This window comes from Pseudonocardia sp. TMWB2A (assembly GCF_017312135.1).
Map to the genome: position 1 here is coordinate 1 of NZ_QKQY01000003.1, position 15,835 is coordinate 15,835.

6 protein-coding genes and 6 pseudogenes are annotated in these 15,835 nt (G+C 70.9%); 4 read left to right on the forward strand and 8 right to left on the reverse strand.

Annotation, left to right across the window (positions count from 1 at the left end; translation table 11 throughout):
- The 4 genes and pseudogenes from DMP17_RS45040 to DMP17_RS45050 form a co-directional block, all read left to right on the forward strand.
- The coding region (locus DMP17_RS45040) for a hypothetical protein (RefSeq protein WP_337832820.1) at positions 1–476 on the forward strand (476 nt) is incomplete at its 5' end.
- A 146-nt stretch (positions 477–622) separates the two neighbouring features.
- A pseudogene (locus DMP17_RS45045) lies at positions 623–8,041 on the forward strand (amino acid adenylation domain-containing protein); the annotation flags it as partial.
- 194 nt (positions 8,042–8,235) lie between these two features.
- Positions 8,236–8,403 (forward strand): annotated as a pseudogene (locus DMP17_RS46600) (thioesterase domain-containing protein); the annotation flags it as partial.
- Positions 8,404–8,550: 147 nt separating this feature from the next.
- Positions 8,551–8,907, forward strand: coding sequence for a hypothetical protein (locus DMP17_RS45050; RefSeq protein WP_337831347.1), 357 nt, complete (start codon positions 8,551–8,553; stop codon positions 8,905–8,907).
- Between the two features lie 366 nt (positions 8,908–9,273).
- On the opposite strand, the pseudogene DMP17_RS45055 reads toward DMP17_RS45050, so the two are convergent.
- The 8 genes and pseudogenes from DMP17_RS45055 to DMP17_RS45080 form a co-directional block, all read right to left on the reverse strand.
- Positions 9,274–9,935 (reverse strand): annotated as a pseudogene (locus DMP17_RS45055) (DDE-type integrase/transposase/recombinase); the annotation flags it as partial.
- A 165-nt stretch (positions 9,936–10,100) separates the two neighbouring features.
- The gene (locus tag DMP17_RS45060) at positions 10,101–11,861 is read right to left on the reverse strand and encodes an acyclic terpene utilization AtuA family protein (RefSeq protein ID WP_337831348.1); all 1,761 of its coding nucleotides are present in this window, start codon (positions 11,859–11,861) and stop codon (positions 10,101–10,103) included.
- The gene (locus tag DMP17_RS45065) at positions 11,858–12,694 is read right to left on the reverse strand and encodes a TIGR03084 family metal-binding protein (RefSeq protein ID WP_337832756.1); all 837 of its coding nucleotides are present in this window, start codon (positions 12,692–12,694) and stop codon (positions 11,858–11,860) included. The genes DMP17_RS45060 and DMP17_RS45065 overlap by 4 nt, the downstream gene beginning before the upstream one ends.
- Positions 12,695–12,696: 2 nt before the next feature.
- Positions 12,697–13,458, reverse strand: coding sequence for an enoyl-CoA hydratase/isomerase family protein (locus DMP17_RS45070; protein WP_226356819.1), 762 nt, complete (start codon positions 13,456–13,458; stop codon positions 12,697–12,699).
- Position 13,459: 1 nt separating this feature from the next.
- Positions 13,460–14,650 (reverse strand): biotin/lipoyl-containing protein, encoded by a 1,191-nt coding sequence (locus tag DMP17_RS46605; RefSeq protein WP_443218000.1) that lies wholly within the window; start codon positions 14,648–14,650, stop codon positions 13,460–13,462.
- Positions 14,532–15,065 (reverse strand): annotated as a pseudogene (locus DMP17_RS46610) (ATP-binding protein); the annotation flags it as partial. The pseudogene DMP17_RS46610 and the gene DMP17_RS46605, both read right to left, overlap by 119 nt.
- 112 nt (positions 15,066–15,177) lie before the next feature.
- Positions 15,178–15,450 (reverse strand): annotated as a pseudogene (locus DMP17_RS46615) (biotin carboxylase N-terminal domain-containing protein); the annotation flags it as partial.
- A 9-nt stretch (positions 15,451–15,459) separates the two neighbouring features.
- Positions 15,460–15,835: pseudogene (locus DMP17_RS45080) on the reverse strand (carboxyl transferase domain-containing protein); the annotation flags it as partial.

Consider the following 15,835-nt stretch of genomic DNA (forward strand, 5'->3'; position numbering starts at 1 on the left):
TGGTGCAGGGCCGCGACCACCTCGCCGTGCGAGTGCCGCTCATGCTGCGTGACGGCTCACGGGAGATCCGCACCACTCCGTGTGCGATCGCACGGGCTCTGCCGGTCGTCGTCACCATGCGCCCGGACGACTCCTTCTCCGACATCATCACGGCAGTCGCCTCGCAGGCACGTGAGATGCGCCGGCACTCCGCCATCGAGGATCACGAGCTGGCCAGGTTGTGGACAGGTCATGAGTCGTCCTACCTCTCCCTGCCCACGATCAACATCAAGCTCTTCCAGGCCTCCCTGGACTTCGGGGGACAGGAGGCTCGTTCGGAATCGATCAATCCAGGACCGACGGGTCTACTCGACCTGTCCGTCCACGGCACCCCGGCACGGGGGCTCCGGCTGGACCTGTCGGCCGTTCCCCGCTCGTCTCCACGGAGGAGTCCCACCGCCACGCCGTCGCCTTCGCGTCCTTCCTCGACACGGTGACCGACGGCCCCGATGCCGTGGCCGTCAGCCGGTTGGCTGCCAGGGCGCTCCCGTACGACCCGTCGACGGACATCGGTGTGTGGTCGGTGGGTGCTGGGGTTGTGGTGGGGGATGTGACGGTTGATTCGTTGTTGTGTGAGCAGGTGGTGCGGTCTCCGGGGGCGGTTGCTGTTGTTGATGATGTGGATGGGGGTGAGTTGTCGTATGGGGTTTTTGATTCGCGGGTGAATGCGTTGGCGCAGTTGCTGGTGGATCGTGGTGTGTCGGTGGGGGACCGGGTGGCGGTGGTGTTGCCGCGTGGTGTTGATCTGGTTGTGGCGTTGTGTGCGGTGTTGCGTGCGGGTGCGGCGTATGTTCCGGTGGATCCGGAGTATCCGGGTGAGCGTGTCGCGGCGATTGTGGAGGATTCTGCTGCGGGCGTTGTTGTTGTTGATGGGGATGTTGCTGGTGTTCATCGGGATGTTTTCGGTGGGGCTGGTGCGGTTGTCGTGGTGGTGGATGAGGAGTCTGTCCGGGGGTGTGTGGTTGCGGGGCGGTCGGCGCGCCCGGTGCTGTCTCGTCCGGTGACGTCGGCTGATTCTGCGTATGTGATTTTCACGTCGGGGACGACGGGTCGTCCCAAGGGTGTTGTGTTGTCGCACGGGGCGGTGGTGAACCGGCTGTTGTGGGGGCGTGACGCGTTGGGGTATTCGTCGGCGGATCGGGTGTTGTTGAAGACTCCGGCGACGTTCGATGTTTCGGTTCCGGAGTTCTTCCTGCCGTTGGTCGTGGGTGCGACGATTGTTGTCGCGGTCGACAAGTTGCATGGTGATCCGGAGTATGTTGCGCGGGTGCTGCGGGATCGTGAGATCACCAGTGTGCATTTTGTTCCGTCGATGTTGCAGGTGTTCCTGGATTCGGGTGTCGGTCCTGGTCGGTTCCCGTCGGTTCGTATCGTGTCGTTCACTGGTGAGGCGCTTCCGGTGGGGGCTGCTGTGCGGGCGCGGGAGGTGTTCGGTGGGGCGCAGTTGTTCAATCTGTACGGTCCTACCGAGGCTGCGGTCGAGATTACTAGTTACGATGTTTCGGAGTTGGTCGACGGTGCGGAGTCGACTCCGATCGGTGTTCCGATCGCTAATTCGTTCGTGCGGGTTCTGGATGGGTGGTTGCGTCCGGTTCCGGTGGGTGTGGCGGGTGAGTTGTATCTGGGTGGGGTTCAGCTTGCTGACGGGTATGCGGGGCGGGCGGGTCTGACTGCTTCCCGGTTCGTTGCCGATCCTTTTGCGGGTGTCGGTGGCCGGTTGTATCGGACGGGGGATGTGGTTCGGTGGAACCGGCGGGGTGAGTTGGAGTACCTGGGTCGTTCCGATGACCAGGTGAAGGTGCGCGGGTTCCGGATCGAGTTGGACGAGATCCGGTCTGTGTTGGAACGTCATGAGTCGGTGTCGGGTGCGGCTGTGGTGGTTCGGGAGCATCCTGCGGGTGGGACGTTCCTTGCGGCGTATGTCGTCGTGGTCGACGGCGTGGTCGAGGGTGTCGATGATTCGGTGTTGTTCGACGGGCTGCGTCGTCATGTGGCTGAGCGGTTGCCGGAGTACATGGTTCCGGGTGCGTTCGCGCGGCTTGACGTGTTTCCGGTGACGGTGAGTGGGAAGCTCGATCGTAAGGCGCTTCCCGAGCCTGATTTCGGGGATGGGGCGGGTGGCGGTCGGGCGCCTGAGAGTGTTGTCGAGCGGGCTCTTGCGGATGTTTTCCGTGATGTTCTGCATCGTGCTGTGGATGCGCCGTTGTCGGTGGATGATGATTTCTTCAATCTGGGTGGGCATTCGTTGCTCGCGACTCGGGTGGTTGCTCGTGTGAATGCTGATCTGGGGTCGGCGCTCACGTTGCGGGATGTTTTCGATCATCCGACTGTCGGTGGTCTGGCTCGGGTTCTCGCTGAGGCGCCCGAGGGGGTGGAGCCGGCGTTGCGGGTCGGTGATGTGCCGCGTCCGGATGTGGTTCCGGCGTCGTACGGCCAACAGGCACTCTGGATCACGGAGCAGGTCGCGAACCGGCCGATGTTCCGATTCCCCGTCGTGCTGCGCGCTCAACGGCGCATCGACGACGACGCACTCGAGCGGGCGGTCCGTCGCCTCGTCGAACGACACGAGATCCTGCGCACGACCTTCGTCTTCGACGAGGAAGCCGGTGTGCTCACACAACGGGTCCACGCCGTGCCGGGCGACGACGCACCGTTCGTGAGGGTCGAGGACGTGGGTGCGGGAGACGTCGGCGAGGCCGTGATCCGCTGCATCTCCCGGCCGTTCGACCTGACATCGGAGTTCGGACTGCGCTTCCAGCTGGTCCGGGGCCGGGAGGAGGACGTTCTCGCCGCTACCGCGCACCACATCGTGATCGACCAGCAGTCGGTCGGCCCCCTCCTGCGCGACCTCAACGCCCTGTACCTCGACGAGGCCGACGGGGTGCGCCCGGTGCTCGGCGACCCGCCGGTGCAGTACGCGGACTTCACCGTATGGCACCGAGCGCTTCTCGGGGACCGGGATGACCCGCGGTCGACCTTCCGGAGCGACCTCGACCACTGGCGTCGGACCCTCGATGGCGCGCCGTCGCAGATCGAACTGCCGGTCGATCACCCGCGCTCGGACAGTTCCTCCCGTACGGTGCGCCGGCACGCCCACCGTCTGCGCAGCGACGAGAGCGCAGCGCTGGACGAACTGCTCGTCGAACGCCGTGCGACGCCGCTGCAGGCGCTGATCGGGGCGCTCGCGCTCGCGCTGTGGACGGAGGGGAGCGGCACCACCGTCCCGGTGGGAAGCCCGGTGAGCCTGCGCGATCTACCCGAGCTGGACGATGCGGTCGGGTACCTCGTGAACACCGTCGTCATCCGGGCCGACGTCGAGCCCGCCGAGGGATTCGGCGCACTCCTGCAGAACGTCCGTGAGCGCACACTCGGCGCCGAGGAACACAAGTCCGTGCCGTTCGAGAGCGTGGTCGAGGTGGTCGATCCGCCACGGACCCCCGGGGTCGGACCGCTCTTCCAGGTCATGGCGGCCTACGTCGACCAGCAGGACTCGACGGTCGATCAGGAGGCCCCCTTCTCGCTCAGCAGCCCTGCGATGGGCGACAACCGGAACAGGTCGCAGCCGGCGATCTCGGACCTCGTGTGGTCTCTCGCGCGCAGCGACGGCGGACTGATCCTGAACCTCAACGCCACGAGGGAACTGTTCGACGAAGCGACGAGTGAGCGGATCCTGCGGAAGGTCCACCTGTTCCTGACCCTGGGAACGAGGTACCCGCAGCTGCCCACCGTCCATCTGGCACAGCTGGTCGCGACGGTGCAGGACGGCGTCGGTGAGCCGCCCGCCTCCGTCGGCGGGGCGCTGCCGATGTTCGGGATTCCCCTGACCGACTTCGAGATCGGCGACGCACCCCGGTGGCGTGCGGCCGTAGAGCAGGTGGCGATGACGTCGGGGATGCCCGACCTGGGCCTGCGTGTCCTCGACGACGGACGTGGCGAACTCGTCGCCGCCACCGACAACCCGGCTGCGCTCGATCACGTGTGCGACCTCGTGACGCAGCTGTTCGCCGCGTTCGCGTCGCCGACCGCGATGGAGATCGGAAACCGGCAGCCCGCCGGTGCGTCCCGGACGTCCGACGAGATCGCCCGTCTCCTCGACGACCCCCGGTGGGACGACTGGGTGGACGGGTTCGTCGACGCACCCGAGAGCGACCTCGTCGTGGGCGACACCCCGGCGGCGTTCGGGGCGGGCTCCGCCACCGTCGCGCGCGACACGACCCGACCGGCGGCCGACCCCGACGCGGCCCTGGCCGCGGTGCTGCTCACCGTGGCCGCGGAGCTCCCCGGGAGCATCACGGGCGACGGACTGCTGGCGGAGGTACGCGGGTCCCGGAGCACGACGATGACCCGCGACCACCCCGTCTTCGTCGACCCGGGGCTGCTGCTCGCGTCGCCGGCGACCGCTCCCGGCGGCGCGGAGCCGAGCGAGGTGCTCGGTCTGACCGGGGCGCAGGCGGCAGAGTTCTCGGCACTGTCGCGTGACCCGGAACTGAGCCGGTACTTCGACGAGCTTCCCCGACCGAGTGTGCGCATCGGGTTGTTCGCGAGTGAGGCCTGCCGTGTCGCGCCGGAGGGCGGGACCAGCGGGGTCGACGTGGAGATCCGTGTCCTGGTCGGCGCGATCTCGTCCGCGGGTCTCCGGACCCTGCGGGTCGAGGTCGAGACCGCATCCGGGGTCGGGGTCGACCCGCAGGCGCTCGCCGACCGCCTCACGACAGCACTGTCCGCCTCGCAGGTGCTGCCCGACCTCGTCGCCGAGCAGAACCCGCTGACGCTGGTCCGCGCCGACCGGCTCCCGCTGTCACGGGAGGAGGAGTCGCGGATCCGTGAGCGCTACGGCGACGACGCGGAGATCCTGCCCCTGTCGACCCTGCAGCGCGGAATCTTCTACCACATGGTCCGCGCGCTGGAATCCGGTGACGACAACTCGTACCTCTCACAGGCGAGTAGCGAGCTGACCGGAGCCGTCGACGTCGAACGCATGATCCGGGCGGTCGACACGGCGGTCGGGCGCTACCCCAACCTCCGCGCCGCGTTCGTCCCGTCGGGCGAGGTGCAGGTGATCCCCGCCCGGGTCGACGTCCCGTTCAGCGTCGTGCCGTTCGAGGAATGGTCCGCGCTCGGCCGGGGCCTGACCGAGTTCCTCGCCGAGGACCGCCGGCGCCGGTTCGACTTCGAGACGGCTCCGCTCATCCGGTTCACGCTCATCGAGCACGCCAGGGACGCCTGGACCCTGGTCACGACGTTCGAGCACATCCTGCTGGACGGCTGGTCGCTGAACGCCTTCCTCGCCGAGATCATCGAGATCTACGCCGATCCGACGTACGACGACCGGATCGCACCGTCCTCGTTCCGCGCGTACCTCGACTGGCTCGACACCCGCGATCCGGACGCGGCCACCCGCGCCTGGAGTGAGTACCTCGCCGATCTCGCCGGCCCGGTGATCCTGTGGCCTGAGGGGGGTGACCTCGGCACGCGTCGGGGCGAGACAGGGGAGCTGCACCACGATCTCGACGGCGACGTGGCGGAGGCGGTCTTCCGCGCCGCCCGCAGTACCGGCGTCACGGTGGGCACCGTCGTCCAGACGGCCTGGGGGATCACCCTCGGGCGGCTCGCCGGCGCGACCGACGTGGTGTTCGGCAACACCGTCTCGGGCCGTCCCGCCGACCTCGCCGACGCCGATCGGATCATCGGGCTGCTGTTCAACACGGTTCCGATGCGGGTGCGGGTGTCCCCGTTCGAGACCGCTGGCGACCTGCTGAAGCGCGTGCAACTCGAGCAACTGCTGGTCATCGACCATCCTGAAGTGTCGCTCACCTCCATCCAGCGCGCGGCCGGCATGGCCAACCTCTTCGACACGCTGTTCGTCGTGCAGAACCATCCTTTCGGTCGCGCCGCGCCCGCGAAGGACGGGGCGGGCGTGCAGCTGCTCGACCTGTCGGTGGACGACGCGACGCACTACCCGGTCACCTTCGCGGTGAACCCGTGGGAGCAGGACGGCTCGTCGCGGGTCCATGTGCGGCTGTCGTACCGTCGGGACGCCTTCGACGACGCGACGGCCGGACGGGTGCTCGAGCGCTACATCCACGTGCTCGACTCTCTCGTCGCCGGGCTCGACCGTCACGTGGGCGAGCTGTCCGCGCTGTTGCCTGCGGAGGCCGACCCGCGTACCGGACTGTGCGCCGCCGACGACCGGGAGATCGCGCAGGTCACCGTGGCCGACCTCCTGGACGAGCAGGTGCGCCGGTCGCCGGGTGAGACCGCGCTGGTCGCCGGGCCGCGGAGCTACACGTTCGTCGAGTTCTCCGCCGAGGTCAACCGTTACGCCAGGCTCTTGCTGGAGCACGGCGTGCGACCCGAGCACACGGTGGCGCTGCTGTTGCCGCGTGACGAGCGGATGGTGATCGCGATGTTCGCGGTGTTCACCGTGGGCGCCGCCTACGTGCCTGTCGACACGGAGCTGCCCGACGAGCGCATCGAGTACATGCTCGGTATCGCGACTCCGACGGTCACGCTCGTCACCGGGCGGGACGCACATCGGCTCGGTGGGGCCGCAGGCCGGATGATCGATCTCGACGATCCAGCCGTGCGGGAGGACATCGCGCGGCACGGTGCAGAGCTGGTGACACCGGAGGAGCGCGGCGGGGAGATCTCGCTGGACCATCTCGCCTACGTCATCTTCACGTCCGGTTCCACGGGCCGCCCGAAGGGCGTGGCCGTCGGATACAGGGGTCTGACGAACATGTACCTCAACCACGTGGAGAAGATCTTCGATCAGGTGGGCGCACATCAGGACGGGCGGAGGCTGCGGATCGCGCACACGACGTCGTTCTCGTTCGACGCCTCGTGGGAGCAGTTGTTCTGGCTGCTCAACGGCCACGCCGTGTACGTCATCGACGAGGCGATGCGCCGCGATCCGCAACGGCTCCTCGCGTACTACGACCACGAACGGATCGATGGCTTCGACGTGACGCCGTCGTACGGGCAGGTCCTCGTCGACGAGGGGCTGCTCGAGCGCGACCGACCGGCCGGGCGATCGGTCGCGGCCGACGCGCCGGGGGTCGTCTTCGTCTCGCTGGGTGGCGAGGCGGTCCCCGAGAGGCTGTGGCAGGAGCTGCGCGACGCTCCCGGTGTCGAGTCGTACAACCTGTACGGGCCGACGGAGTACACGATCAACGCGCTGGGTGCCGACCTGGCGGACAGCGCAACCCCGAGCGTCGGCCTCCCGATCTTCAACACCCGCGCCTACGTCCTCGACGAGAACCTGCAGCCCACGCTCCCCGGTGTCGCTGGTGAACTGCATCTCGCGGGAGCCGGGATCGCACGGGGCTACCTGAGGCAGTCCGCGTTGACCGCCGAGCGGTTCGTGGCGTGCCCGTGGGAGCCCGGGGAGCGCATGTATCGCACGGGCGACCTGGTCCGGTGGAACCGCGAGGGCCACATCGACTTCCTCGGCCGGATCGACGAGCAGGTGAAGATCCGCGGTTACCGCATCGAACCCGACGAGGTCCGTACAGTGGTCGAGGCGCACCCGCTGGTCACGGGTGCGGCCGTGGTCGCGGCCGACCACCCGTCGGGCGGCAAGTTCCTCGTCGCCTACCTCACCGTCGTCGAGGGGGCCGGTGCCGACGAGATCGCCCTGCGGGACCAGGTGCGAGGTTTCGTCGCGGAGCGGTTGCCCGAGTACATGGTCCCCACGTCCTACGTCCGTGTGGGAGCGTTTCCGCTCACGCCCAACGGCAAGCTCGACACCCGTGCGCTGCCTGCACCCGATCTCGGACAGAGCGCGGCAGCGGTGCGGGAGCCGGAGACCGAGACGGAGCACATGCTCATGGGGGTCGTGCGCGACGTGCTCGGGCTCGACGGCGGTGCCGAGTTCTCCGTCGACGACGACTTCTTCCAACTCGGCGGCGACAGCATCCTGTCGATCAAACTCGTGTCGCGGGCACGCGCCGTCGGTGCGGCCTTCACCGCCGCGGACGTGTTCTCGGCCCGGACCGTGGCCGCGCTGGCCCGCATCTCCGACGACCAGCGGGCGCCGGTGGCGACGACTGCCACCGACTCCGACGACGAACGGCTGCTCGCCGCGATCCGGGTGCCGATCGCCCCCGCGGCACAGGCGCGGAACCTGTTCGCGGTGCACCCGATCCAGGGTTTCGCGCTCGTCTACTCCGCGCTCGCAGAGCACCTCCCCACGGGATGGGGCTGGTCGGGCTGCAGGATCCCGCTCACGGAGGTCTCGACGTCGATCTCGAGACCCGCGAACGCGTGTCCTCGGTGTACGCCGATGCCGTTCAGGCGAGCCAACCGGAGGGTCCTTACGATCTCCTGGGCTGGTCGCTCGGTGGTCGGATCGCCTTCTCCGTCGGGCAGGAGTTGGTGGCGCGCGGAGAGCAGGTCTCGTCACTCACCATCGTCGACACGTTCTCGCGGTGGTGGGCCGCGAGGAGCGGGCCGGCCGACCAGGTACGACGTGACCGTCCCAGTCATAGGGACCAGGACGCCCAGGCGCGGGTGATCGAGCAGTCCCGCGACAGATGGCGTGACCTGCTCGGCCTGGACGACGACGACCGGGGCGCCGACGAGGTCATGACCGCCATGGCGATCTCGACCCTTCGGGGTGCCGGGGTGATGGCGACGCCGACAGCGGGTGAGCTCGGGGTGGACGCGCTGCTCGTCGCGACCGGGGAGTTCCTGGACTCCGAGCGTGATTCGGGAGAGGGGACGGGAGATCTGCTGTGGGGGCCGCACCTGCGCAGCTGTGAGGTGGTCCGTGTGGATGGTGTGGACCACTACTCGATCATGGACCGGGACAGGGGCGTGCCGCAGTGGGGGAAGCGCCTGTCGGCCTATCTCACCCGGCCGCGATAGAACACGCCGGCAGGGGCCTGTCGGCGCGATCGTGTGTGCGTCAGTGATCCGGCAGGTCGGGGCGGACGCTCCGGCCCGCCGGCCTGACGCGCAGCAGCGCAGGTCGGTGGCGAGTGAGCCCTCTCCGGGCCGGTGATCTGCGATGTCGACGGCGGTGACGCCGCATCCACTACGGACACGCCGGGCTGTCCAGCGACACCGAGGACATGCTCGCAGGCCCTCGCTGAGCGGTAGTCACTCAGTACTGGGAATGCCCGGCGTCGGACGGGCCCGGAGGCGCTGCCTCGGGGGACGACGAGGGCGACCATGTCGCGGAGGGCGTCACGAGTACGACGACGTCGGCGCCGGAGAGCGGGGCCTCGTCGGTCAGCCGGATCGCCTCCGCGGTGGATGTCCAGGCCGGTTGGTCGGGCGGCTGATCGGCGGTAGGCTGTCGGTTGCGCTGTGGGCCGGCGGTGATGTTGGAGGCGCAGCCAGTCGGGGAGGGGAGCCTGGGCAGTCCCGGGCGTCTCGACGAGCGGTCCCGCAGGGGCGAAGCGGGCGTAGGCCCACCCGTCGGCGAAGGTGTGGCGGAAGCGTTCGATCCTGCCGTTGGTCTGGGGTCGGTAGGGGCGGGTCCGTTCGTGGATGATGCCCGGTCGGTGCAGGTGTCACGCCAGGCATGCGACCGGTAGCAGCTGCCGTTGTCGGACAGGAGCCGCTCGACGGTCACGCCGCGGGCGTTCAACCAGTCCACGGCCCGGCGTGGCACGGCGGTGACGGCTTTCTCGTCGCGGTGGATCTCGGCGTGGGCGACGCGGGGGCGGTCGTCGATGGCGGTGTGGACGAACTCTCTGCCGGTGCGTGGCTCGTGGTCGGTCCCCTTCGGGCAGCCCGGGAGTGGCCTGCTTGTTCAGAGCGCTTGCCGACGGCCGACGAAGCGGAGCCCGCCTCCGTCAGGGTTGTTGCCGAACCTGGTGACGTCGACGTGGATCAGCGAACCGGGATGGGGGGTGTTCGTAGCGGCGCAAGGGCTCGCGGGTGACTCGGCTGCGGGACGGTCCGTCGGACCGTGTCGGCGAAGTCCACGGGCCCTCCCCGGAGGAAGTGCCCCACGTCGACTCCCACGGCAGGGTCATGCGTTCCTCTCTCCCGGACGGGTGCCCGTCCGCGCCGGAGGGGACGCGGCGGACGGGCGGGTCCGCCGCCAGGGGTCAGCCCGGCAGCAGGGCGACGGGGATGTCGACGAGGCGGCTGCGCAGGTACTCGCCGAGGCCCTTGGCCTGCGGGTCCGGCCGCGTGGCGGAGGCGACGCCGTCGCCCAGGATCCCGACCACGACGAGGTTCAGCGCCCGCAGGTTGGGCAGGTCGAAGCGGCGGATCTCCAGCCCGGCGGCCTCCGGCAGCAGCGCGCGGACGCGCTCGACGGTGAGGTGGCCGCGCAGCCACGCGTACTCGTCGTCGGTGCGGGTCCAGAGCCCGATGTTCGCGTTCCCGCCCTTGTCGCCGGAGCGGGCCGCCGCGATCTCGCCCAGCGGCAGCCGCCGGGTGGGCCCCGGCACGGGTGCCGGCACGACCGGCTCGGCCGGGGCGGGGCTCCCGGCGGTGACCGGGCTGTGCGGCACCGTCGTCGTGGTGCCGTCGGGCAGCGTGACCAGGTGCTCCACCTCGGAGGCGGGCACCAGGGTGGGCCAGTAGACGCCGAAGGCGCTCTCGGCCGACGGCGGGGTGGTGGTGTGGAAGCCGGGGTAGCCGCCGAGGGCGAGTTCCATGGTCGTGTTGGAGAAGGCACGGCCGACCTTGCGCCGGTCCGGGTCCTTGACGGTGACCCGCAGGTGGGCGGTCGCCTGCGGGTTCGTGGGCGCGTCGGGGTGGTCGAAGCGCAGCAGCTGGATGTCGAGCTCCTCGAACCGGTCCGCGCCGCCGAGCAGCTCGGTGAGCTGCTCCGACGCCCAGGCCGCCTTCTCCTCGATCTTCGTGCCGGTGAGCACCAGCGTCATGGTGTTGCGGTAGCCGCCCTCGTAGTTCAGCGCGACCTTGAGCCGGTCGGTCGGCGCGCTGCCGCGGGTGCCGGAGATGCGCACCCGGTGCTCGCCGTCCTGGGTCAGCTGCAGCGAGTCGAAGTGCGCCACGGCATCCGGTCCGGGGTAGGCGGGCTCGGCGATCTCGTAGAGCAGCTGTGCGGTCACCGTCCCCGGCGAGACGAGCCCGCCGGTGTCCGCGTGCTTGGTGATCACGCTGGAGCCGTCGGCGGCGACCTCGGCGATCGGGAAGCCGGGGTAGCGGCGGTCGGTGATCTCCTCGAAGAAGGAGTAGTTCCCGCCGGTGGCCTGCGGGCCGCACTCGATGACGTGCCCGGCGGCCATGGCGCCGGCGATCGCGTCGAAGTCGGTGCGCTCCCAGCCGTGCCACCACGCGGCGGGGCCGACGACCACGGACGCGTCGGTGACCCGCCCGGTCACCACGACGTCCGCCCCGGCGCGCAGCGCCTCGGTGATGCCCCACGCGCCGAGGTAGGCGTTGGCCGACACCGGGGTCACCCCGGCGTCGGCCAGGGTGGCGCCGGTGTCGAGGTGGGCCAGGGCGTGTCCGGCGCCCTGGAGCTCGTCGAGCCGGTGGACGAGGTCGTCCCCGTGGACGTGGGCGATCCTCGGGGCCAGGCCGAGCCGCCCGGCCAGCGCGGCGAGGTCGGTGGCCAGGCCCGCGGGGTTGAGCCCGCCCGCGTTGGACACGATCGCGATGCCGCGGTCCAGGCAGGTGCCGAGCACGTGCTCGACCTGGGTGAGGAACGTCTTCGCGTAGCCGCCGGTCGGGTCCTTCTGCCGCGCCTTGTAGAGGATCAGCATGGTCAGCTCGGCGAGGTAGTCCCCGGTCAGGACGTCGATCGGCCCGCCCTCGACCATCTCCCGCGCGGCGGTGATGCGGTCGCCGTAGAAGCCGGAGCAGTTGCCGATGCGCACCGGTGCGCGGGTCATGCGGGCCCTCCTGCGGGGGTACGGGTCGGGGCGGGGAACGCCGCGGCGACGGCGCCCGGGGCGCGGCCGGGGCCGGGCGGGTTGGCGAAGGTCTGGGCGATCGAGACCCATTCGGCGGCGACCGGCCCGGTCGTGGCCACGTCGGTGTCGTCGGGGTGCCTGCGCTGGGTCGCGACCAGGCAGAAGCCGAGCGCGGAGCCGGTGACCCGGTCCGCGGCGTCCTCCGGGCCCCAGGTCCACAGCGCACCGGAGGGAGCGACCAGCTCCACCCGCACCGGCACCTCCGGGACCTCGCGGCCGTTGTTGCGGAAGGTGAAGCCGAAGGTCTGCACCCCCAGATGGGCGACGTGGCGCAGCCGGTCCGTCGGCTCCCGCAGCACCCCGAGCGCGTCGGCGACGTCCTGGCCGTGCGCCCAGGTCTCCATCAGCCGGGCGGTGACCGAGGACAGGGCGCTCATGTCCGGCCCGTACCAGGGCAGCCGGGTCTTCGGCCCGATGCCGCGGAAGGTGCCGACGAGGGCGTCGCGGGCCCCGGCGAACCAGGCCCGGACCTCCTCGGCCCGCAGACCCGCGTGGTCTGCGGCGATCCGGTCGGGGAAGCCGGGCCCGAGCTCCTGCAGCCCGTCGGCCCGCGTGCGGAAGGTCGCCGGGTCCGTCGCGGCGAGGGTGGCCGCCTCGTCGAAGTAGGCGAGGTGGGTGAGCTGGTCGCGGACGGTCCAGCCCTCGGCCGGGGTGGGGCCGCCGATGGCGGCGTCGTCGAGGTCGGCGACCATCGCGCGGACGACCGCGCTCTCGGCCTCCAGGTCGTCGAGGACCGCGTCCATGGACACCATGGTCATACCCCCTGCCAGACGGGGGCACGCTTCTCCCGGAACGAGAGCGGGCCCTCCTGGGCGTCCTGCGAGAGGTAGACCGGCTCCCAGATCTCCTCGGCGCGCTCGTAGGCCTCGGCGCGGGTGTGGCTCGCCGACAGGTACGCGGTCCGCTTGGCCGCGAGCACCGACAGCGGGGCGTTGGCGGCGATCCGCTCGGCGAGCCGCTGGGTGTGCCCGCGCAGCTCGGCGGCGGGCACCACGTCGTTGACCAGCCCGTGGCCCTGCGCCTCGGCCGCGCCGATCGGGTCTCCGGTGAGCAGGATCTTCATCGCGACCCGCGGCGGGACCAGCCAGGACAGCGGCGCCGCCCACGGGGAACCGCGGCCGATCCGGACCTCGGACACCGCGAAGCGGGCGTGCTCGGCGGCCACCACCAGGTCGCACTGCTGGGCCAGGAGGAACCCGCCGCCGTAGGCGATGCCGTTGACCGCGGCGATCGTCGGCTTGGGGACGTCGATGTTGCGGCCGAGCTGGGGCAGGAAGTCCGGGGGCGGGACCCGGAGCGCGACGTCGTTCATCTCCTTGAGGTCGCCGCCCGCGCAGAACGCCTTCTCCCCGGAGCCGGTCAGCACCAGGACCTTCGCCGTGTCGTCGGCGTTGAACCGGTGGACGCCGTCGAACAGGCCCTCGCGGACGGCCCTGCTGAGGGCGTTGCGGGCCTCGGGGCGGTCGATCGTCAGCCAGGCGACGCCCTCGGTCACCTCGTAGGTCACGTCGCTCATGTCAGGCCTGCGCCTCCTCGATGACGGCGAGGACCTCGCCGGACTCCACGGTGTCGCCGACCTGCACGCCCAGCTCGGCGACGGTGCCGGCGACGGGGGCGCGCACGAGGTGCTCCATCTTCATGGCCTCGAACACCACGACGACCGCACCCTGCTCGACCTGCTGCCCGACCCCGGCCGCGACCCGGACGACGGTGCCGGGCATGGGGGCGAGCAGCGAGCCGGGGGCGGCGTCGGTGCCGGGCTCGGGCAGCCGGGCGCGCTCGGTCAGCGTGGTGGCGCCGAGCGCGCTGTCGACGTGGACGGTGTCGCCGACGCGGTGCACACGCACGGCACGCCGCACACCGCCGACCCGCAGGTCGACCCGGTCCGCGGTGGCGGCGAGCACGGCCGCGCCCGGGAGCGCGGTCCCGTTCACGCCGGCCTCGAGCGTGCCGCGGCCGAGCCGGTAGGTCACGTCGAGGTCGATGTCGCCGGCCCGGTACTCCGCGTGCTGGGCGGCGCTGCGGACGTTCCGCCAGCCCGACGGCACCGGCTGCTGGACCGCGGCGCCCGCCCGGCGGCCGGCCTGGTCGGCCAGGGCGGCGGCGAGGGCGTGCACGGCGAGGGTGGACTCCGCCGGGGTGCCGACGAGTGCGGTGGGCTCGTGGCGGGTGAGGTAGCCGGTGTCGGTCCGCCCGGCCAGGAACTCCGGCTCGCGCAGGACGGCGACGAGCAGGTCCCGGTTGGTGACCGGGCCGTGGATCTCGGCCTCGGCGAGGGCCCGCGCGAGCTTCCGGGCGGCCTCGGTGCGGGTGCGGCCGTGGGCGATCACCTTCGCCAGCATCGGGTCGTAGTGCGTCCCGACCACCGAGCCGTCCCGCACACCGGTGTCGACGCGCACGCCGGGCAGGGCGGGCACGGAGAACCGGTGGAGGGTCCCCGAGCCGGGCAGGTAGTCCCGGCTCGGGTCCTCGGCGTAGAGGCCGGGCCTCGATCGCGTGGCCGGTGATCGTGGCCCCGGTGACCTCCGCGGGCAGCGGCTCGCCCTCGGCGACCGCGATCTGCAGCGCCACCAGGTCGAGGCCGGTGATCTCCTCGGTGACCGGGTGCTCGACCTGCAGACGGGTGTTGACCTCGAGGAAGAAGAACTCGCCGTCCTGCGCCATGACGAACTCGACGGTCCCGGCGCCGGAGTAGCCGATCGCCGCACCCGCGGCGACGGCCGCGTCGCCGAGACGGGTGCGCAGCGCGTCGTCGACGGCGGGGGAGGGCGCCTCCTCCACGATCTTCTGGTAGCGGCGCTGGATCGAGCACTCCCGCTCGAACAGGTGCACCACGGTGCCGTGGGTGTCGCCGAAGATCTGCACCTCGACGTGGCGCGGGTCCTCGACGAACCGTTCGAGGAACACGGTGCCGTTGCCGAAGGCCGACGCGGCCTCGCGCCGGGCCCCGGTCACGGCGTCGACCACCTCGGACGCGGAGCGGACGATGCGCATGCCGCGCCCGCCACCGCCGAAGGCGGCCTTCACCAGCAGCGGGTAGCCGATGCCGTCGGCGAGGGCGGAGACGGCGGCGGCGTCGACCTGTTCGGCGTCGTCGATCGTGGCGCCGGGCAGGACGGGCACGCCCGCCCTTCTCCATCAGCTCCTTCGCCGCGATCTTCGAGCCCATCGCCTCGATGGCCTCGACCGGCGGGCCCACGAAGGTGATCCCGGCGGCCGCGCAGGCGCGGGCGAAGTCCGCGTTCTCGGACAGGAAGCCGTAGCCGGGGTGGATCGCGTCGGCGCCGGTGAGCAGCGCGGCCTCGATGATCAGGTCGGCGCGCAGGTAGGTCTCCGACGGGGCGGCGCCGGGGAGCCGCACCGCCTCGTCGGCGGCCTCGACGAAACAGGGCGTCGGCGTCCGGGTCGGAGTGGACGGCGACGGTGGCGATGTCCAGCGCGCGGGCCGAGCGGACGACCCGCTCGGCGATCTCCCGCGGTTGGCCACGAGCAGCTTGTGGACGGTCATCTCCTCACCTCACATCCGGAAGACGCCGTAGCCACGCTGGCCGGCGACGATGTTCGAGTGCGCGGTCGACAGGGCGATGCCGAGCACGGTGCGGGTGTCACGGGGGTCGATCAGGCCGTCGTCGTAGAGCCGGGCCGTGACGAAGAAGGCGTGCGACTCCTGCTCGATCTGGGCCTCGATGGCGGCGCGGTTGCGCTCGTCGGCCTCGGCGTCGAACTCCCGGCCCGACGACGCGGCGGACTGCCTGGCGACGATCGACATCACGCCGGCGAGCTGGGCGGCGCCCATGACGGCGAGCCGGGAGCCCGGCCAGGCGAACATCAGCCGCGGGTCGTAGGCGCGTCCCGGACATGCCGTAGTTCCCGGCGCCGAAGGAGGCGGCCAG

Bases quoted from the DNA above. Each gene is read 5' to 3' on its own strand.
- DMP17_RS45060 (WP_337831348.1), bottom strand. From the start codon at position 11,861: ATGACCCGCGCACCGGTGCGCATCGGCAACTGCTCCGGCTTCTACGGC.
- DMP17_RS45065 (WP_337832756.1), bottom strand. From the start codon at position 12,694: ATGGTGTCCATGGACGCGGTCCTCGACGACCTGGAGGCCGAGAGCGCG.
- DMP17_RS45070 (WP_226356819.1), bottom strand. From the start codon at position 13,458: ATGAGCGACGTGACCTACGAGGTGACCGAGGGCGTCGCCTGGCTGACG.